Annotated in this window: 21 protein-coding genes; 13 read left to right on the top strand and 8 right to left on the bottom strand. The window is 71.6% G+C overall.

The features are described from left to right. Positions 1 to 44: 44 nt before the first annotated feature. Together QRY02_RS30600 and QRY02_RS30595 are read left to right on the top strand one after the other, a co-directional pair. Positions 45 to 923 (top strand): helix-turn-helix domain-containing protein, encoded by an 879-nt coding sequence (locus QRY02_RS30600; RefSeq protein WP_285986294.1) that lies wholly within the window; start codon positions 45 to 47, stop codon positions 921 to 923. Continuing rightward, the gene (locus QRY02_RS30595) at positions 904 to 1,068 is read left to right on the top strand and encodes a DUF397 domain-containing protein (protein ID WP_285986293.1); all 165 of its coding nucleotides are present in this window, start codon (positions 904 to 906) and stop codon (positions 1,066 to 1,068) included. The genes QRY02_RS30600 and QRY02_RS30595 overlap by 20 nt, the downstream gene beginning before the upstream one ends. Here QRY02_RS30595 and QRY02_RS30590 read toward each other — a convergent pair. Then, the gene (locus QRY02_RS30590; protein ID WP_285986292.1) at positions 1,065 to 1,472 is read right to left on the bottom strand and encodes a hypothetical protein; all 408 of its coding nucleotides are present in this window, start codon (positions 1,470 to 1,472) and stop codon (positions 1,065 to 1,067) included. The two genes, QRY02_RS30595 and QRY02_RS30590, sit on opposite strands and share 4 nt — an antisense overlap. Positions 1,473 to 1,557: 85 nt before the next feature. On the opposite strand from QRY02_RS30590, the gene QRY02_RS30585 reads away from it, so the two are divergent. The 8 genes from QRY02_RS30585 (at position 1,558) to QRY02_RS30550 (ending at position 8,208) form a co-directional block, all read left to right on the top strand. Next, positions 1,558 to 2,583 (top strand): hypothetical protein, encoded by a 1,026-nt coding sequence (locus QRY02_RS30585; RefSeq protein WP_285986291.1) that lies wholly within the window; start codon positions 1,558 to 1,560, stop codon positions 2,581 to 2,583. Continuing rightward, positions 2,580 to 3,512, top strand: a complete 933-nt coding sequence (locus tag QRY02_RS30580) for a nucleoside triphosphate pyrophosphohydrolase (protein ID WP_285986290.1) — start codon at positions 2,580 to 2,582, stop codon at positions 3,510 to 3,512. The genes QRY02_RS30585 and QRY02_RS30580 overlap by 4 nt, the downstream gene beginning before the upstream one ends. A 67-nt stretch (positions 3,513 to 3,579) precedes the next feature. Then, positions 3,580 to 4,137: an RNA polymerase sigma factor gene (locus tag QRY02_RS30575; RefSeq protein ID WP_285986289.1), complete on the top strand. Its 558-nt coding sequence runs from the start codon at positions 3,580 to 3,582 to the stop codon at positions 4,135 to 4,137. After that, complete coding sequence (locus QRY02_RS30570) at positions 4,134 to 4,922, top strand: zf-HC2 domain-containing protein (RefSeq protein ID WP_285986288.1); 789 nt, start codon at positions 4,134 to 4,136, stop codon at positions 4,920 to 4,922. Before QRY02_RS30575 ends, QRY02_RS30570 begins: the two co-directional genes overlap by 4 nt. A gap of 19 nt (positions 4,923 to 4,941) precedes the next feature. Further along, positions 4,942 to 5,745, top strand: coding sequence for an ABC transporter ATP-binding protein (locus QRY02_RS30565; protein WP_285986287.1), 804 nt, complete (start codon positions 4,942 to 4,944; stop codon positions 5,743 to 5,745). After that, positions 5,742 to 7,091 carry a hypothetical protein gene (locus QRY02_RS30560; protein WP_285986286.1) on the top strand — a complete coding sequence of 450 codons (1,350 nt, stop codon included), beginning with the start codon at positions 5,742 to 5,744 and terminating at the stop codon, positions 7,089 to 7,091. The genes QRY02_RS30565 and QRY02_RS30560 overlap by 4 nt, the downstream gene beginning before the upstream one ends. Beyond that, positions 7,088 to 7,651: a hypothetical protein gene (locus tag QRY02_RS30555; protein ID WP_285986285.1), complete on the top strand. Its 564-nt coding sequence runs from the start codon at positions 7,088 to 7,090 to the stop codon at positions 7,649 to 7,651. Before QRY02_RS30560 ends, QRY02_RS30555 begins: the two co-directional genes overlap by 4 nt. A gap of 17 nt (positions 7,652 to 7,668) precedes the next feature. Beyond that, positions 7,669 to 8,208: a S1 RNA-binding domain-containing protein gene (locus tag QRY02_RS30550; protein WP_285986284.1), complete on the top strand. Its 540-nt coding sequence runs from the start codon at positions 7,669 to 7,671 to the stop codon at positions 8,206 to 8,208. Positions 8,209 to 8,211: 3 nt separating this feature from the next. Here the strand turns inward: QRY02_RS30550 and QRY02_RS30545 are convergent, their stop codons facing one another. The 6 genes from QRY02_RS30545 to efeU form a co-directional block, all read right to left on the bottom strand. After that, positions 8,212 to 8,622, bottom strand: a complete 411-nt coding sequence (locus QRY02_RS30545) for a PPOX class F420-dependent oxidoreductase (RefSeq protein ID WP_285986283.1) — start codon at positions 8,620 to 8,622, stop codon at positions 8,212 to 8,214. Positions 8,623 to 8,639: 17 nt separating this feature from the next. Further along, entirely contained in the window at positions 8,640 to 9,782 is a 1,143-nt protein-coding gene (locus QRY02_RS30540; RefSeq protein ID WP_285993955.1) for a GDSL-type esterase/lipase family protein, read from the bottom strand. Further along, the gene (locus QRY02_RS30535; RefSeq protein WP_285986282.1) at positions 9,779 to 10,348 is read right to left on the bottom strand and encodes a TetR/AcrR family transcriptional regulator; all 570 of its coding nucleotides are present in this window, start codon (positions 10,346 to 10,348) and stop codon (positions 9,779 to 9,781) included. The genes QRY02_RS30540 and QRY02_RS30535 overlap by 4 nt, the downstream gene beginning before the upstream one ends. A gap of 62 nt (positions 10,349 to 10,410) precedes the next feature. Then, positions 10,411 to 11,685 carry an iron uptake transporter deferrochelatase/peroxidase subunit gene (gene efeB / locus QRY02_RS30530; protein WP_285986281.1) on the bottom strand — a complete coding sequence of 425 codons (1,275 nt, stop codon included), beginning with the start codon at positions 11,683 to 11,685 and terminating at the stop codon, positions 10,411 to 10,413. Further along, positions 11,682 to 12,827 (bottom strand): iron uptake system protein EfeO, encoded by a 1,146-nt coding sequence (efeO, locus tag QRY02_RS30525; RefSeq protein ID WP_285986280.1) that lies wholly within the window; start codon positions 12,825 to 12,827, stop codon positions 11,682 to 11,684. Before efeO ends, efeB begins: the two co-directional genes overlap by 4 nt. Continuing rightward, positions 12,824 to 13,669 (bottom strand): iron uptake transporter permease EfeU, encoded by an 846-nt coding sequence (gene efeU, locus QRY02_RS30520; protein ID WP_285986279.1) that lies wholly within the window; start codon positions 13,667 to 13,669, stop codon positions 12,824 to 12,826. Before efeU ends, efeO begins: the two co-directional genes overlap by 4 nt. A gap of 431 nt (positions 13,670 to 14,100) precedes the next feature. On the opposite strand from efeU, the gene QRY02_RS30515 reads away from it, so the two are divergent. Beyond that, on the top strand, positions 14,101 to 14,847 hold the full coding sequence (locus tag QRY02_RS30515; RefSeq protein ID WP_285993954.1) for a lysozyme family protein: 747 nt from the start codon (positions 14,101 to 14,103) through the stop codon (positions 14,845 to 14,847). 223 nt (positions 14,848 to 15,070) lie between these two features. On the opposite strand, the gene QRY02_RS30510 is transcribed toward QRY02_RS30515, so the two are convergent. Continuing rightward, positions 15,071 to 15,475, bottom strand: a complete 405-nt coding sequence (locus QRY02_RS30510; RefSeq protein ID WP_285986278.1) for a tetratricopeptide repeat protein — start codon at positions 15,473 to 15,475, stop codon at positions 15,071 to 15,073. A gap of 75 nt (positions 15,476 to 15,550) precedes the next feature. Here QRY02_RS30510 and QRY02_RS30505 point away from each other — a divergent pair, with 75 nt between their 5' ends. Further along, entirely contained in the window at positions 15,551 to 15,997 is a 447-nt protein-coding gene (locus QRY02_RS30505) for a VOC family protein (RefSeq protein WP_285986277.1), read from the top strand. A 96-nt stretch (positions 15,998 to 16,093) separates the two neighbouring features. Continuing rightward, positions 16,094 to 17,380, top strand: a complete 1,287-nt coding sequence (gene eno, locus QRY02_RS30500) for a phosphopyruvate hydratase (RefSeq protein ID WP_285986276.1) — start codon at positions 16,094 to 16,096, stop codon at positions 17,378 to 17,380. Positions 17,381 to 17,450 lie beyond the last annotated feature (70 nt).

Raw genomic sequence — 17,450 nt, 5'->3', positions numbered from 1 at the left:
TGTGGCGCCCGGGTTTCCGGTTGCGGTGGTTTTAGGTTCGCCCCATGGCGGAATATCGCGAGCCGAACATCCGGGCCCGGCAGCTGGGCGAACGTCTCCTCGAGCGCATGGCGGAGAAGGGCTGGGGAGTCCGGGAAATGTCCCGGCGCCTGGAGATGAGCGCGCAGTGGGTATCGGCAGTGACGCGCGGGCGTGCCCGCCCGTCGCCGGTCCACTTGGCCCGGTTCCTCACGACGCTCGGGTTCCGGGGTGAGGAATACCGCGAGCTGATGGCCATGGGCGACGAAATGCGCAATCCGGGCCTCCTCGAGAAACCGCTCCAGCTGCGCACGTTGATCTGGCACGAGAAACGGGCCACCGCCATGGCGCAGTTCCACGGCTGCTCGGTGCCCGGATTGCTGCAGACCGCGGACTACGCCCGGAGCTTGATCGCGGAGATCGGTAACGCGACCGATCCGGACCACATCGATGAGCTGGTGTTCGCCCGGATGGCCCGCCAGGTGATCCTGGACAAGAGGCCTGCCGTCACGTTCGATTTCTATCTGCACGAATTCGTGCTTCGGCTGCCCATCGGGCGCGGAGAGCCCGATGTCATGCGCGGTCAGCTTCGCCAGCTCGCTCGGCTTGTCGAGCGCAGCAACATCTCGATCCGGATCATCCCCGCGCGGTGTGGTGGCCACCCAGGGATGGCTGGGCACTTCAAATTGATCGAGTCGGCAGAGTTCAAACCGGTCATCTTCATCGACAGTGAAGTTTCTTCGCTGTTTCTCGAGGAGTCCGCAGAGGTGGCGGCCTACCGGCAAGTGCTCAAAGGGCTCGATCGGGTCGCCCTCGATCAGGCACAATCGAGAGAGTTCATCGCCGACCTGGCGGAGAGCCTCTACTCATCGGGAGCGCGGCGGGATGACGGTCACCTGGCGTAAGAGCAGCTACAGCACCAACGGTGATGAGTGCGTGGAGGTCGCCACCGGCCCCGAAGTCCTGATCCGGGACACCAAGGACCGTGAAGGCGGCATCCTCACCGCCTCCACCTCAACCTGGCGCGAGCTGCTTACCCGGCTCCGCTAACCAACGTCGCTGAACATCGGCGGCAAAGCCTCCGCCAACCCCATCCGCACCGCCTCCACGGGCACCGGAACCGCCCCGGCCCCCGCCATCGGCAACGGCCGGGGGTTCCGCGGCATCCGCGATCCCGCGCCTCCACCCCTCCCGGGGTACACCAGCAGCCCGCGCGCCGGGTCCGGGACGGCGTCCAGGGCCGCCGTCACCGCCGGCAGTGACCTGAACGCGTCTCGCCTCTCCTCCGTCAAAAACTCGATCTCCAGTACCACTCCCCAGCGGTGCTCGTGCCAAACCCACTGCTCAGCGCCGTTCGTCAGCGCCGCTTCGGTGAGCGCGTCCCCTTGAGCCAGGCGCCACAGTGAAGCCGAATGCTCCCCGTCGAACACTTCGATGGTCAGCCAATGGTCCATAAGTCGACATTACCGCCGCCACGACCTCATGGGTGTTGCGTTTCGGGGGCGATGGTGTGAGAGGGTATGGCCTGTGATGCGGATCATGGGGCGCCCTCGCGCGCTGGTCGCGGTCGTTGCCGGTGCACTTCTGCTCGCCGGGTGCGGCTCGGGCCCCAGCCAGGTCGGCAGTGCCGTGATCGTCGGCGACCGGTCGGTGTCCCTCGACCGGGTCCAGTCGATGATCGACCAGGCCGTCCGCGAACACCCGTACGCGCAGAAGCTCGCCGGTGAGCACAAGCTCGACCTGCTGGGCCGCGAGATCGTCCGGCAGACCGTGCTGCACGAGCTGACCCTGCGCGCGACCAAGCAGGAGAACCTCGTCGCCGACCAGGCGAAGGTCGCCGGGCTGGCCGCGCAGGTGACCGCCGCTCCGGTCACCGACACCGGGCAGGGCGACCAGGTCGCCGCCACCCAGATCGTCTCGAAGCTGCGCGACCGGAACGAGGTCGCGAGCGACGTCCTCCTCGAGCAGGAGCTCGCCCGGAAGGTGCTGCCGAAGCTGTCGGTCGGCGCGGACTACGTCGGCATCAGCGCGACCGGTGACAACGACCAGGCCGCCCGCACCCGCGCCTTCGACCTCGCGAAGGAGTTCGCCGACAACCCCGCCAAGGTCGCGGGGGTCGTCCAGCAGGCGCAGCAGGAAGGGCAGCAGGCCCAGCAGACCGGGGCGCCCGGCCCGGGCGGGTACTCCGCCGGCCAGACCGCCGAGCTCTTCGGCGCCGCGCAGTACCCCGGCCTCGCGCAGACCGCGCTCTTCGGCTCCGAAAAGAACAGCGTCGTCGTCTTCCAGGCGCAGAAGCCGCAGAGCGCGGACTGGTTCGTCTTCGTCATCCGCGCCCGCGGCACCGACAAGGCCGTGCCGGCCGACCAGGAAGCGCAGAAGCCGACGGACGCGCAGCTGACCGCGATCGGCACCCGGCTGCTGCAGCCGTACCTCGGCCAGAGCGGCCTGCGCGTCAACCCGCGTTACGGCGTGTGGGATCTTGTGGGCATGAACCTCGTGCCGAACTCCGGCGCCACCCAGGGCGTCGTGCTGCCCATTCGCGGTGCCGCGACCGCGCAGCAGTGAGCACGGGTGTCGTCGTAGTCGTCCGCGGGACGACGCTGCCCGGTGCGGCGCTCAAGATCCTGCGTGACGCGGATGCCGTCTACGCCGCCACGGACGTCGATCCGGCCGCGTTCGGCGTCCCGGCCGTCACCGAGGCGCCTTCCCTGGTCGACGTCGTGCTGCTCGCCGGGTCCCGGGACGAGCCCGCGGCCGCACTGCTGATCGCGACCGGCGCGGACGTCATCGAGACGCCGGTGCCGCCGCTGGTCGAGGCCGCCGAGGTGATGGACCGGCTCCGCTCGCCGGGCGGCTGCCCGTGGGACGCGGTGCAGACGCACGATTCGCTGCGGCAGTACCTGGTCGAGGAGACCTACGAGCTGCTCGACGCCATCGAGGAGGGCGACCGCGAGGCGCTGCGCGAAGAGCTCGGTGACGTCCTGCTGCAGGTGCTCTTCCACGCGCGGGTCGCGGCCGAGGACGCGGAGGACCCGTTCGGCATCGACGACGTCGCCGCGGCGCTCGTCGCGAAGCTGGTCGGCCGGCACCCGCACGTCTTCGCCGGCGCCGACCAGGTGCACACCGTCGAGCACCAGAACGTCAAGTGGGAAGAGCTGAAGCAGCGCGAGAAGCAGCGTCGGTCCATTGTGGACGGCGTGGCGCTCGGCCAGCCCGCCGTCGCGCTGGCGGGCAAGCTGGGGCAGCGCTCCGGGCGCGCGGGCATCCCGCTCGACCTCTTCCCCGAAGGGACCGCGGCGGCCGCCCAGCTGTTCCGCATCGCGGCCACCGCGCGCCGGGCGGGTGTCGACGCCGAGGGCGAGCTGCGGGCGGTGGCGAAGCAGTTCGCGAAGGACATCCGGTCCGCCGAGCAGGCCGCCCGCGACGCCGGGCTGGAGCCGACGACCCTGGAGGCCGACGGCTGGCGGAAGTTCTGGCCGACGCGCCCAGTGTGACCGCTCGGTGTGACGCAGCGCACACTCGAGTGAGAACCGTTTCCGAGCACCCGGCGTCTTGCCTGGTGTGAAGCACACGCCACTGGAGGACGCCGACGAGGACCACCTCGTCCGGCGCACCGCCCAGGGCGACCGCGTGGCGTTCGAGGAGCTCTACCGCCGCACGGCGCCCTGGCTCGCCGTGCGCCTGCGCCGCCGCTGCGCGGACGAGCAGATCGTCGCGGAGGTCATGCAGGAGACGTTCCTGGCCGTCTGGCGGGCCGCGGCGTCGTTCGCGGGCGCCGCCACCGGCGGCAGCGCGGTCGGCTGGCTCTGGACGATCGCCGCGCGCCGGCTGGTCGACGCGTTCCGGCGCCGGGCGCACCACGCGCAGCCGCCGCCGGCGGTGGCCCTCGACGTCGCGCCGGTGGTGGCGGCCGAGGACGAGGCGCTGGCGGCGACGATCGGCGACGAGGTCGGTGCCGCGCTGCGCGACCTCGCACCGGAGCTGCGGGCGGTGCTGCAGGCGATGGTGCTCGACGGGCTGACCGTCCGGGAGACCGCCGTCCTGCTGGGGCTGCCGGAGGGCACCGTCAAGACCCGGGCGCGCCGGGCCCGGATCGCGTTGCGGGAGGCACTGTCATGAACCATGCGCCGGAGCGGCTCATCGTCGCGTACGCGGCGGGCGACGACCTCCCGGGTGACCAGCTGTGGGGTCTCGAAGCCCACTTCGAGGCGTGTCGCGAATGCCGGGCGCGGCTCGCGGAGGCCGCACCGGTCCAGCCGGTCGTGGACCTGGTCTGGGACCGGCTTTCGGCCGAGGTCCGGCGGCCGGTCGTCCCGCCGCGGCGCCGGAGCCGGTGGCTCGACACCTGGGTCACGCCGGCGATGGCGCCGTGGCTGGCGATGATCGTGGCCGTCACGCTGGTCGCGCTCCTGCTCGACAGCGTGTGGGGTGCGGTGCTCGACGTGCCGGCGGTGCAGCTCTTCGCCCCGGTGCTGCCGGTGCTGGGGGTCGCCGTGTCGTGGGCGCGGGGACTCGACCCGGCCTACGAGGTCGTCACCGCGACCCCGCGGGCGGGGCTGTACCTGGTCGCCCGGCGGACGGTGGCGGTGCTCGCCGTCGTCCTGCCGGTGCTGGGGGTCGCCGGGTGGCTGACCGGCACCCAGCCGGCGCTCTGGCTGCTGCCGAGCCTGGCCTGCACCACCGGCACGCTCGCGCTCGGCGGCCTGATCGGCGTCAGCCGGGCGGCGTACACGCTGGTCGGGGTGTGGGGGGCGATCGTCGTCCTGCCGGCGTTCGTCCAGCGGGGGCAAGCGTTTTCGCTCGGCACCGGCGCGCTGCCGGTGTGGGCGGGGGTCTTCGCGCTGACCACGGTGGTCGTCGCGCTGCGCGGGCCGGCGTTCACCCGGCTCGGCGCACGTCATTAGGTCTTCAGGGAGGAAAAGCATGCGGGCAGTGGGGGCCGCCGAGGTCGCACCGGCGACGTACGCCTGGGAAATCCAGGCGCGGGAGCTGAAGGTGCGGGTGGGGCGGCGGAAGATGGCCGTGGACGGACTGGACCTGTCCCTCGGCAAGGGGGTGCACGGGCTGCTCGGCCCGAACGGTGCCGGCAAGACGACGCTGATCCGCGCACTGGCGACGGTGCTCCGGCCGGCGTCGGGCAGCCTGTCACTGCTCGGCACCCCGGCCGGCGGGAGCTCGGGCCAGCGTGAGCTGCGCCGCCGGATCGGGTACCTGCCGCAGAACTTCGGCTACTACAAGCGGTTCACGGTCCGCGAGTTCGTCGAATACCTGGCGTGGCTGAAGGAGATGTCCAAAGAGGACATCCCGGGCGCCGTCCAGCGGGCGGTGGAGCGCGTGGGCCTGGCCGATCGCGCGGACGACCGCATGAAGACGCTCTCGGGCGGAATGGTGCGCCGGGTCGGCATCGCCCAGGCGATCGTCAACGACCCGGAGATCCTGCTCCTCGACGAGCCGACGGCCGGCCTCGACCCGGCGCAGCGGGTCCGCTTCCGCGAGCTGGTCCAGGAACTGGGCCGCGACTCGTGCGTGCTGATCTCGACGCACCTGGTCGAGGACGTGGCCACGGCGTGCACGGACGTGGTGCTGTTCGCCGAAGGGAAGCTGGTGTTCCAGGGAACGCCGGACGAGCTGGCCGCCGCGGGCACCCTCGAGCACGGGGGCGACAGCCCGATCGAGCGCGGCTATTCGGCGCTGCTGAACCACGAGCCGGGCCGGGGGGCGTGGTGATCTTCCGCATCGAACTCCGGCGCTCGATCGCGCCCTGGGCCGGTCTCGCGCTCGTCGTCCTCGCGCTCGCGTTCTTCTTCCTGCTCTCGGGGCCGTGGTGGAAGGACCCCGCATCCTGGTCCGCGAACACCACCACGACCGCGCTCTGGGTGCGGTACCTGCTGCAGACCCTCTGGGCCGTCGTGGTCGGCGCCGGGGCCATCCAGGGCATGCGCGACAGCCGCTCCGGCATGACCGAACTGCTGGCCACCACACCGCGGCCGGCGTGGCAACGGGCGATCCGGCTGGCCGGTGCCCTCGGCGCGCTGACCGCGCTGGCCTACCTGGTCGTGTTCGGGGTGGGCGTCGCCGAAGTCCTCGCCCACGACGGGTTCGTCTCGGCCGCCTTCGTCCCCGTCCTGGGTGTCGGGGTGCTCGGCGTGGTCGCCGGTGGCTGGCTGGGGCTGGCCGCCGGGCGGCTGCTGCCGCACCCGCTGACCGCACCCGGGATCGCCGTGCTCGCTTTCGTCGCGACGGTCCTCTGCTGGATGTCGCTCGAACAGGGCCTGGATGCCGTCCTGCCACGCCGGGCCGGTCCGCTGGGACCGGCGCTGGCCCAGCCGCGTGGGTCGATGGTGACGACCACCGTGTCGCTGGACGCCGGGCAGGCCGCGTGGTTCCTCGGCCTCGCCGTCACCGGGTTCCTGCTGCTGTCGGTGCGGTCGGTGCGGGCGCGGCTGCTGAGCCTGCTGCCGCTCGTCGCCGGGGCCGCCATCGCGCTGCCGCTGTTCCCGGCGGAGGCCCTCACCACCGACAGCGTCGCCGCCCGGAAGGTCTGTGACGGGCCGGTCTGCGTGGCGGAACTGCACCGGGATCGGCTGGCCGCGTTGGCCGGCCCCGGGCGTGAAGCGCTCGCGATGCTGGCGAAGCTGCCCGGAGCGCCGACGCGGGTCGAGGAACAGATTGCGCCCGTCTTCCCGCTCGAACGCACCCAGCGCGACCCCGGCGTCGTCCTGCTCGACTTCCAGCGCAACGACGCACTCCTCACGGCGGACGCGAGCGAGCTGCGGGTGGCGGTGCTCTCCGGGGTCGGCGTGCCGTCCTGCGAGCGGCCGAGTGAGCCCAGCCTGTCGGACACGGGCGCCCGGATGATCGCGGCGGCGTACTTCACCGGGGAGCTGAAACCGCTGCCCGAGCTCTTCCGGAACTGGTTCAAGAGGCAGTCCGGTCCGATCGAGCAGGCGTGGCAGCAATTTCGGGCCCTGCCCGCGGACGTCCGGTTCACGCGCATCGTCGCGCTGCGCCAAGCGTTGCTGACGTGCCAGGGCGATCCGATGGACACGCTGGTGCCGGGAGCGCTCCGATGAGGTGGGCGGCGCTGTACGCCCGCTCGCGGCAGCTGCCGGCGGCGTTCGGGGCCCTGCTGGTGGCGACCTCCGGAGTCTGGTTCCTGGGCCGGGACTCCTGGAACGCGATCCTCGTCGCGCTGGCGCTGACCACGGCGGTCGCGGTGGCGGCGACCGGGCTCAGCGGCCAGGACCCCGACCTCGACCGGACCGCGGCGCTGCCGTGGCCGGTCCGGCGGTTCGCCCACCTGGCGCTGATCGCGATCGTGGCCGGGGCGGTGGTGCTGGGGGTGCAGGAGCTGGGCTCGTCGGCGGTCGCCGCGTCGATCATCGTCCGCGACGCGGCCGGGCTGGCGGGGTTGGCCGGCCTGGCGGCCACGACCGCGGGCGGCCAGTTCGGCTGGACGCTCCCGCTGGCCTGGGCCGCGGTCAGCCTGTTCGTCCCCAGCGGCACGTCGACGACCGACCAGGTCGCGGCGTGGCTCCGGCAACCCGCGGAAACACCGGCGGCCACCTGGACGGCGGTGATCCTGGCGATCGCCGGGGCGTTCGCGTACACCGGCTGGGGCGGCCGCCGCTGACGTGAGAGCCTGGGCCCATGATGGGCGGCCGAGCCGAGCACCCCGAGCTCTGGGAGTTCCTCGAAGCACGGCACCCCGGCGAGGTCCTGTCCGGCACCGTCGCGGCGATCGAACCGTTCGGTGTGTTCGTGGCGTTGGACGACGGCCCCGATCACCCGGTCTTCCCCGGCGTCGGGTTCGTCTCCTACCCCGAGCTGTCGTGGCGCCGGTTCGCGGCCGCCACCGAAGTCGTGCAGGTCGGCCAGTGTGTCTCGGGGGAACTTCTCGTGTTCGACACCACGAATCTGGAAGCCAGGCTGTCCTTGCGGGCATTGCAGCCGGATCCGTTCCAGGCGTTCGCCGAGCACACCGCGGTGGGGCAGGAGCTGCGCGGCCGGGTCACCCTGCTGACGTCGATCGGTGCCTTCGTCGAGGTCGCCGACGGAGTCGAAGGGCTGGTCCGGGAGCCCGCCGGGGAAAGCCGGGCCGGTGCCGGAACAACGGTCGTCGTGACCGGGATCGACCGGGAGCGGCGCCGGCTCACCCTCGCCTGGCGCTGCCGGCCCGGTCCCGGGTGACGTTCAGACGTTGCGGATGTTCGTCTCCAGCTCATGGGGCTCCCGGTCCCAGTCTTCGACGCCGAAGGCGAGGATGCGTTCCGGGTGGATCCGGATCACCGCGTCGTCGAAGTGGTTGTCCGGCAGGTTCACGCCCACCAGGGCCTCCGCCCGGCCGCGGATCTCCAGGCACCGCACCCGCCACGGGTTCGTCGACGGGAGGTCGTCGACGACGAACGCCACGCGGTCGTGCGTCGCGATGTTGCGGAACTTCTTGCTGGTGCGCAGGTTGTGCCCGGTGACGTCGATGGTCTTTTCGTCCGGGTTGTAGCGGAAGCCGACCGGGTTGGCCTGGAGGGTTCCGTCCGGCTGCTGGGTCGCCAGCCGGCCCAGCGGCTGGGCGGCGAGGTAGGCGAGTTCTGCTTCGGTGAACATGCCTCCAGCCTCGAACTTCAAGCTCCCTTGAAGTCAAGGACCAGCGAAGCGAACCTCGCGCCGATCCGGCGGTGGGCCGCCGGGCTCGGGTGGAGGTCGTCCGGCAGCGGAAGCTCCGCGAAGTCCTCCGGGCCGTACAGCGAAAGGCCGTCGAGGTAGCTCAAGTGCGGGTCCTCGGCCTGCCGCTGCGCCACGATCCGGGCCAGCTCGGCCCGGATGACCTCCAGCGTCAGCTTGCCCGCCGCCCGCTCGGCCGGGTCGCCGGTCGCGCGGAACCGGACTTCACCGGCGGCCAGTGCCGCGTGGTCGAAGTCGCCCGGCCCGGGTGTCCGCTCGTGGATCGGGCAGTAGAGCGGCGAGACGACCACGAGCGGGGTGTCCGGGTGGCCGTCGCGGATCGTGTCGAGGAAGCCGTGCACGGCGGGCCCGAACGCGCGCAGGCGCATCAGGTCCGCGTTGACCACGTTGATCCCCAGCTTGACGCTGATCAGGTCGGCGGGCGTGTCGCGCAGCGCCCGCGCGGTGAACGGGTCGAGCAGCGCGTTGCCGCTGAAACCGAGGTTGACCAGCTCGACACCGGCCGCGGTGGCGGCGAGCGCGGGCCACGTCGTCGCGGGGCTCGTCGCGTTGGACCCGTGGCTGATCGAGCTGCCGTGGTGCAGCCACACCCGGCCCGCGGGCACGGGCTCGACCGGCGCGTCGGTGCGCAGGGCGATCAGTTCGGTGAGCTCGTTGTGCGGCAGCCAGAGTTCGACGTCCTTGGGCTGCCCGCCCAGCCCCGCGAACCGGACGACGCCGGGGGAACCCGTGGTGAGCGAGGACGCCCCGGTCGCCATGTCGACGTTCAGGGTGCTGCCGCCGGCCACGCTCGCCTGGGCGGTGAGCTCGCCGTCGACGAGCAGGTCGTACACGCCGTCCGGCCGCGGCGGGGTGCCGGCGTACACCTGCTTGGTCGGCAGCGTCTCCAGCTCGACGACGTCGGCCCGGGTCCGGAACCGCAGCCGGACGCCCGCGGGCTGCGCCTCGGCCATGGCGAGCCGGGGGTCGCTGTTCTGCGCCCGCGCGCGAGCCGGGAGCCGGTGCGGCACCAGGCCGCGCCCGGTGCGTTCGAGTTCGAGTGCGCCGCGGACGAGGTCCGCGGTCAGGGGGATGTCGATCAAGACCGTGGCCAATCGCGCAGGAGGGAATCGAGGACGTCGAGGATGCGGACCCAGCTCTCGGGTGCGGGCGGCGAGCTGTGGTCGAACCCGCCCTGGGTTTCCAGGCTGACGAACCCGAGGAAGACGCTGCCCAGCAGCCGCACCGCGTGCGTCTCGTCCGGCCCGGTCAGGTCGTAGCCGCGGAGGATCGCGCGCATCATCTCGGCGTGCCGGGGCCCGGCGCTCGCGGCGGCGGTCTCCGCGTCGAGCCGCAGCTGCGCGGCGGCGTACCGGCCGGGGTGCTCGCGGGCGTAGTCGCGGTAGACGTCGGCGAAGGCGACGAGTGCGTCTCGTCCGGCCCGGCCCGCGAGCGCGGCGGCGGCCCGGTCGGCGAGCTCGTCCAGTGCCAGCAACGCGATCTTCGTCCGCAGCTCGTGCGCGTTCTTGACGTGCGAATACAGGCTGGCGACCTGGACGCCGAACCGCCGGGCCAGCTCCGACGGCGTCACCGCGTCGAAGCCCGCCTCGTCGGCCAGTTCCGCGCCGGCGCGCACCACGCGTTCCGTGGTCAATCCTGCCCGAACCATCAGCCCTCTCCCGGTTGCCTAAAGTCAGGTTAGATCAACCTAAAGGCTTTAGGCAACCGGGTTCAGGAGAACAGCGCGTCCGCCCAGCTCGACTCGCGGGTCACCCCCGGCGGCACCGCGAAGTGCGCGGAGCCGGTGTGCTGGACGTACTCCATCATCGCGTCCTTCGACGACAGCGCCTGCTGCATCGGCACGTACTGCTTCCGGGTGTCCCGGTTGAACGCCAGGAAGAACAACCCGGCTTCGAGGTGCCCGACGCCGTCGGAGCCGTCGACGAAGTTGTAGCCGCGCCGCAGGATCCGGACCCCGTTGAGCGCCTGGTGCGAGGCGAGCCGGACGTGCGCGTCCTCCGGGATCACCTTTTCGCCGCCCGCGCCGCCGACGTCGAGGTCCAGCTCGTCGAACTCCGCGGTCTGCCCCAGCGGGGCGCCGGTGCCCTTCGTGCGGCCGATGATCTTCTCCTGGCCGTCGAGGGTCTCGCGGTCCCACGTCTCGATGTGCATCCGGATCCGGCGCGCCACCAGGTACGAGCCGCCGGCCATCCACGCCTGGCCGTCGGCCGCGGAGGCCCACACCTGGTCGCCCAGCACGTCGGGTTCCTCGGACTTGATGTTGTTCGTGCCGTCCTTGAAGCCGAACAGGTTCCGCGGGGTCTGCTGCGCCCGTGACGTCGACGAGCTGCGGCCGAAGCCGAGCTGCGACCAGCGGACCTCGGTGACGCCGAAGCCGAGCCGCACCAGGTTGCGGACCGCGTGCACCGCCACCTGCGGGTCGTCCGCGCAGGCCTGGATGCACAGGTCGCCGCCGCTGCGGGCCGGGTCGAGCTTGTCCTTCGGGAACAGCGGCAGGTCGATCAGCTGCGGCGGCCGCTTGGCCGCCAGGCCGAACCGGCCGTCGAACAGCGACGGCCCGAACCCGATGGTCAGCGTCAGGTTCGACGGCGGCAGGTCGAGTGCCTCGCCGGTGTCGCCGGGCGGGGCGTACGCGCCGTTGCCGACCGCGCCGTTCGCGACGACCTCCTGGCCCGCCGTCATCCGGCGGGCCGCGTCGGTCCACGTCTTGAGCAGGGCCCTCAGCTTCTCGCGGTCCTTCGTCGTGACGTCGAGGGCCGCGAAGTGCAGGTTGGCCTGCGCCGGCGTGACGATCCCGGCCTGGTGCTCGCCGTGGAAGTCGACGGTGTTCGTCGACGCCTCGGCGTTGCCGCTGGTCGCCTTGTCGATCCCGATGCCGGCGGCGGCCCCCGCCCCGGCGAGCGCGACACCCGCGCCCGCCAGGCCGAACAGCTTCCGCCGCGAGACGCGCGTGCCCTCTGTCTGCGTGCCCTCTGCCGACGTCACTTGGAGACGACCTCCGCAACCTTGCTCAGCGGTTCGCTCAGCGCGTCGACGGCCGAGGCGAACTCCTTGACCTGGTCCTGGGAAAGGTCGGTGTACAGCTTGAAGCCGTCACCGGCGCGCTGCTTGTCGAGCAGCGCCTGGACGTTCGCGAACTCCTTGTCCAGAGTGGACACCAGCGCCGGGTCCTTGGCCTGCAGGACCGGCCGCAGCGAGGTGATCGCGCCCTTCGAACCGTCCACATTGGCCTGGAAGTCCCAGAGGTCGGTGTGCGAGAAGGCCTCTTCCTCGCCGGTGATCTTGCCGGTCGCGACCTCGTCGAGCAGGCCCTTCGCGCCGTTCGCGAGGTCCAAGGCGGACAGCTCGAGGGTCTTCGTCTTGGCGACCAGGTCCTTGACGTCGGTCACCAGCTTGTCGGCGATCTGGCCGCTGTCGGGCTGCAGACCCGCCTGGAACAGGTCCTTCTCCAGCCGGTGGAAGCCGGTGAACTGCTGGTTCGGCTCGAGGTCGGCCTCGCGGACGTCGATGGCCGGGTCGAGGTCGCCGAACTTCTCGGCCACCGGCTCGATCCGCTCGTAGTAGACGCGGGTGCGCGCGTACGCGGCCTTCGCCTCGTCGACCTTGCCCGCCTTCACCAGGTCGGCGAACTTCGCCGTCTCGTCCTGCAGCGCGGAGGTGTTGTTCGCGATGTAGTCGGCGTAGCTCTTGGTGGCCTGGGCCTTCTGCGCGTTCGTGTCGTTCTGCTTCGCGACGCCGCCGGTGACGGTGAAGTCGCCGCGGATGCCGTTGCCGGCCATGCCGGGCTTGCACGCGGTCTGGTACTTGCCGGCGTCGGCGACCTCGACGATCAGCCGCCGGTTCAGCCCGGGCGCGATGTTCTCGACCTCGCCCATGATCCGGTCGCCCTCGGCGTAGAGGTAGAACTCGGTGACCTTGGTGCCCTTGTTGGTGATCTCGAAGGTCACGTTGCCCGCGCCGGCCGTGGTCGCGGAGACCTCGCAGGCGGTGTCGGACGCCGAGACCTTGATCGGGCCACCGCCGGCCGCGGCACTGCCGGTGTCGCTCTTGCTGTCGCACGCGGCCAGCGTCACCAGGACGGCGGCGCCGGCCAGTACGGCCAGCGCGGGGGTCTTGCGCACGGTCACTCCTTCGAGGCGGCCGCGGCGGCGGGTGCCGGCGCGGTCTTCTTGCTGGGCTTGAGGAAGAGGGGCAGGACGATCGCGACGTAGGCGATCCAGGCGACGGCCTGCAGCACGGTCGTCTGCTGCGAGTAGTTGAAGATGCCCTTCAGCAGCGCGCCGTACCAGGACGTCTCGGGCAGCGCGTCCGACGCGTCGAACGCCAGGGTGCCGATGCCCGGGAGGAAGGCGGCTTCCTGCAGGTCGTGGAGGCCGTAGCCGAGCACGCCCGCGGCGACGAACACCAGCAGGACGCCGGTGATCGTGAAGAACTTGCCCAGGTTGAACCGGACGGCCCCCTTGTAGAGCAACCAGGCGAGCACGACCGCGGCCGCGATGCCGACGGCGAAACCGATCAGCGGGCGCACGGTGTTCGATTGCGCGGTCTGGACGGCGGAGTAGAAGAACACCGCGGTTTCCAGCCCCTCGCGCCCGACGGCGAGGAACGACAGCAGCAGCACGGCCGCGGGGCCGACGTCCAGCGCGTCGTCCATCTTCCCGCGCAGTTCGGCGGCGATGCTCTTCGACGCCTTGCGCATCCAGAAGATCATCGCGGTGACGAACACGACGGCGACGATCGACAGGCTCCCGCCGAGCAGCTCCTGGTGCTCGAAGGACAGCTGCGCGGTCGTGTAGGTGAGGACCGCGCCGACGGCGATCGACAGCAGCACCGCGGCGGCGACGCCCGGCCACACCCAGCGCAGCGCGTGGCGCCGCTCGGTCTTGACGAGGAAGGCCACCAGGATGCTGACGACCAGCGCGGCTTCCAGGCCTTCGCGCAGCCCGATCAACGCGCTCGAGAACAACACCGGTCCGCCTCCCTGAGTTTCTGCTTCCGAGATGGTTTTAGGTAAGGCTCACCTGTAAGTCCAGTGCGCGTCCGCCGGCTCGAAACGATGCAACCGGACAAACAGGGCATCTGCCCGAAGTTAGGTTAGGGTAACCGCAGGTCAGGGCCCTGCGCGTCGACTCGATAACAAATTCTGTGATTTCGCTGGCAGTGGCCTCGGGTTTACCTTCAGCTTGCCTGGTCAGGCGATCGAGGGACCGCTTTCGGGGGTTCCGGGTGGCGGAGCCCCCGGCCCGGGGCGAAGCCCCGGAGCAACACAGTCCCTCTTGAGTGGCTCCGTAACCTGTTCGGGTGGCCGATACCGCTCAGCCGACCGTCACGCCTCCGTCGCCGCCCCCGGGTGGCCCGCCCAGGCGGTACCTCGGCCGGATCGCCCTCGCGCTGGGACTGGTGGTCACCGGGGTGGTCCTCCTCGTGACCATCGGTGTCCGGAACCCCGACGCGCCCGCCGCGTCGCCGCCGGTCCAGCCGGCGATCGCCATCCCCGAACAGCGTCCGCAGCCCGGCGCCGAAGCGCCGCGGGCCGGGCTCGCCGCGCCGGTCGACCGGCCGCAGGTGTCCGACCGGGCCGAGCTGGACGCGTGGGCGACCCGCGTCGCGGGCAAGACGCACGTCCCGGTGCGCGTGCTGGCGGCCTACGGGCGCGCGGAGATGTGGATGCAGCGCCAGAAGGCGACGTGCCACCTGTCCTGGGCGACGCTCGCGGGCATCGGCCGGGTCGAGAACGAGCGCGGGGAGTTCGACCTCGCGGCGATCGGCGCGGACGGCCGGGTGGCGAAGCCGGTGGTCGGCCCGCCGCTGGACGGCTCGCCGGGCGTCCCGGCGGTGCACGACAGCGACGGCGGCAAGCTCGACGGCGACAAGTCGTGGGACCACGCGATCGGCCCGATGCAGTTCCTGCCGTCGACGTGGAAGAAGTACCAGGAGCGCGCGAACGGCGACGGCGGTACCCCGGACCCGCAGAACATCGACGACGCGGCCTTCACGGCGGCCCGGTTCCTGTGCTCGGGCGGCGACGACCTCGGCACGCCGGCCGGCTGGTGGCGGGCGATCCTGTTCTACAACCAGGCCCTGGCGTACGGCCAGGACGTCTTCAGCGCGGCGGACGCCTACGCGGAGGCGAGCGTCGCGCCCTGATGCGTCAGAGTTCGCGGTCGGCGAGCAGCGGCGTGACGGCCATCAGCACGAGCAGCAGCAGCCCGGCGTAAGCACCCAGCGTGGCGAAGATCGACATCGTGGTTCCTCCCTGTTCGGTCTGGAACCAGCTTCGCCGGACAAGGGCGTGCCGGACATCGGTCGAGGGGCCTGCCCCGGTCGGCCGAACGGCCGAGGTGTCCCAGGCCGTTCGGCCCTGGTCGCCTCAGGGTTCGCGCAGCGCGATACGGGCCTTGACCTCGTTGATCGCCTCGAGGTACTCCGGCACCGGGTTCATCGCCGAGGCCATCCGCATCTGCGCCAGCGCCTCGACGAACCGGCCGAGGCGCTGCAGCGTGCGGCCCAGGACGAACCGCGCGTAGTGGTCGGTCGGGTCCAGTTCGAGCACCCGGGTCAACGCCTCTTCGGCGCGCCGCAGCTGAGCGGAGTGGAAGTAGGCGCGCCCGGCCAGCAGGTGCACCGACGGTTTGTCCGTTTCGGATTCGAGGAGGGGCTGCAACGCCTTCAGCGCGTCGAGCGGGCGACGGCGGCCGACCAGGTCTTCGGCCTGGCGGAAGGCATGGAACCACGACTCCTCGGGAGGCTGCGAAGCAGCTGCGGCGTCCGTCATGGTCATTCCCACGTTACCCCGGGAGAAGGGGGTTGCACACGCCTGGAAACGGGGGACGTGATGGACTGTGCCGCCATGAGCAGCGGGTACCGGGGCCTGGCGCCCTACCTCTACTACTCCGACGCCACGGCGGCGCTCGCCTGGCTGACCAGGACCTTCGGCTTCACCGAGGAGGTCCGGTTCTGCGACGCGGCGGGCGAGGTCTTCCAGGCGACGCTGCGCGCGGGCGACGCGCGGATCCAGCTCGCCGGTGTCGGGCCGGACTACTGGCAGGCCAAGGGCGTCGACGGCCCGGTCGGCCAGCTCAACATCGTCTACGTCGACGACGTGGACGAGCACTACGAGCGGATCTCCGCCGCGCTCGGGGACGAGTGCGAGCTCGATCCGCCGCAGGACCAGCCGTACGGCGCCCGGGTGTACACCGTCGCCGATCTCGGGGGCAACAGCTGGACGTTCTGGCAGCAGACGTCGGAGACCGTCGAGCTGCCGCCGGGCTGGCAGGCGATCCGCGCGGAGGGCTGAGGCCCGGCCGCTACCGGCCGTGCCTCCAACGGGTGAACTGCCGCGACGGCTAGGCTGGGCGCGAAACCGCAGGCACGACGCACCGAGGAGCATGGCGTGGCTCTCATCGAGCAGGTAGGCGCGCGCGAGATTCTGGACTCGCGCGGCAACCCGACGGTCGAGGTGGAGGTGGCTCTCGACGACGGCACCCTGGCGCGGGCCGCGGTCCCGTCGGGTGCGTCGACCGGTGAGCACGAGGCGGTCGAGCTGCGGGACGGCGACACCGGCCGGTACAACGGCAAGGGCGTCGAGCGCGCGGTCGCCGCGGTGCTCGACGAGATCGGCCCGGAGATGGTCGGCATCGAGGCCGTCGACCAGCGGATCGTCGACCAGAAGCTGGTCGACCTCGACGGCACCCCGGCGAAGTCCCGCCTCGGCGCGAACGCCATCCTCGGCGTCTCGCTGGCCGTCGCGAAGGCCGCCGCCGAGTCGGCCGAGCTGGAGCTGTTCCGCTACCTGGGCGGCCCGAACGCGCACGTGCTGCCCGTGCCGATGCTGAACATCCTCAACGGCGGTTCGCACGCGGACAGCAACGTCGACGTCCAGGAGTTCATGATCGCGCCGATCGGCGCGGAGACCTTCCGCGAGGCCCTGCGCTGGGGCGCCGAGGTCTACCACTCGCTGAAGTCGGTGCTGAAGGGCCGCGGCCTGTCGACCGGTCTCGGCGACGAAGGCGGCTTCGCGCCGAACCTGGCGAACAACCGCGAGGCGCTCGACCTGATCCTGCAGGCCATCGAGAAGGCCGGCTACACCCCGGGCCGCGACGTCGCGCTCGCCCTCGACGTCGCCGCGACCGAGTTCTTCGCCGACGGCGCATACACCTTCGAGGGCACCAAGCGCAGCGCCGAGCAGATGTCCGCCTACTACGGCGAGCTCCTGGCGAACTACCCGCTGGTCTCCATCGAGGACCCGCTGAGCGAGGACGACTGGGACGGCTGGGTCACCATGACCGCCGAGGTCGGCGAGAAGGTCCAGATCGTCGGCGACGACCTGTTCGTCACCAACCCGGACCGCCTGGAGGAGGGCATCACCCGCCGCGCCGCCAACGCGCTGCTGGTGAAGGTCAACCAGATCGGCACCCTGTCCGAGACGCTCGACGCGATCTCGCTGGCCACGTCGTTCGGCTACAAGTCGATGATGAGCCACCGCTCCGGCGAGACCGAGGACACCTTCATCGCGGACCTGGCGGTCGCCACCGGCGTCGGCCAGATCAAGACCGGTGCCCCGGCCCGCGGCGAGCGGATCGCCAAGTACAACCAGCTGCTGCGCATCGAGGAGACCCTCGGTGACGCCGCCCGGTACGCCGGCGAGCTGGCCTTCCCGCGGTTCAGCGCCGAGGCCTGACGCCGATGGCGGACCGGGGGAGGACACGCGGCCGCCGTGGCGGTGGCGGCGGGGCATCGCGGGCCAACCG

Source organism: Amycolatopsis sp. DG1A-15b (genome assembly GCF_030285645.1).
In the GTDB taxonomy this organism is placed as follows: Bacteria; Actinomycetota; Actinomycetes; order Mycobacteriales; family Pseudonocardiaceae; genus Amycolatopsis.
The sequence above is the reverse complement of the archived record's forward strand: the minus strand, read 5'-3'. Positions and strand labels throughout refer to the sequence as shown.

Excerpts from the sequence above, each read along its gene's own strand:
- QRY02_RS30600 (WP_285986294.1), top strand. The coding sequence starts at position 45 with ATGGCGGAATATCGCGAGCCGAACATCCGGGCCCGGCAGCTGGGCGAA.
- QRY02_RS30595 (WP_285986293.1), top strand. The coding sequence starts at position 904 with ATGACGGTCACCTGGCGTAAGAGCAGCTACAGCACCAACGGTGATGAG.
- QRY02_RS30590 (WP_285986292.1), bottom strand. The coding sequence starts at position 1,472 with ATGGACCATTGGCTGACCATCGAAGTGTTCGACGGGGAGCATTCGGCT.
- QRY02_RS30585 (WP_285986291.1), top strand. The coding sequence starts at position 1,558 with ATGGGGCGCCCTCGCGCGCTGGTCGCGGTCGTTGCCGGTGCACTTCTG.
- QRY02_RS30570 (WP_285986288.1), top strand. The coding sequence starts at position 4,134 with ATGAACCATGCGCCGGAGCGGCTCATCGTCGCGTACGCGGCGGGCGAC.
- QRY02_RS30565 (WP_285986287.1), top strand. The coding sequence starts at position 4,942 with ATGCGGGCAGTGGGGGCCGCCGAGGTCGCACCGGCGACGTACGCCTGG.
- QRY02_RS30555 (WP_285986285.1), top strand. The coding sequence starts at position 7,088 with ATGAGGTGGGCGGCGCTGTACGCCCGCTCGCGGCAGCTGCCGGCGGCG.
- QRY02_RS30550 (WP_285986284.1), top strand. The coding sequence starts at position 7,669 with ATGATGGGCGGCCGAGCCGAGCACCCCGAGCTCTGGGAGTTCCTCGAA.
- QRY02_RS30545 (WP_285986283.1), bottom strand. The coding sequence starts at position 8,622 with ATGTTCACCGAAGCAGAACTCGCCTACCTCGCCGCCCAGCCGCTGGGC.
- QRY02_RS30535 (WP_285986282.1), bottom strand. The coding sequence starts at position 10,348 with ATGGTTCGGGCAGGATTGACCACGGAACGCGTGGTGCGCGCCGGCGCG.
- QRY02_RS30510 (WP_285986278.1), bottom strand. The coding sequence starts at position 15,475 with ATGACGGACGCCGCAGCTGCTTCGCAGCCTCCCGAGGAGTCGTGGTTC.
- QRY02_RS30505 (WP_285986277.1), top strand. The coding sequence starts at position 15,551 with ATGAGCAGCGGGTACCGGGGCCTGGCGCCCTACCTCTACTACTCCGAC.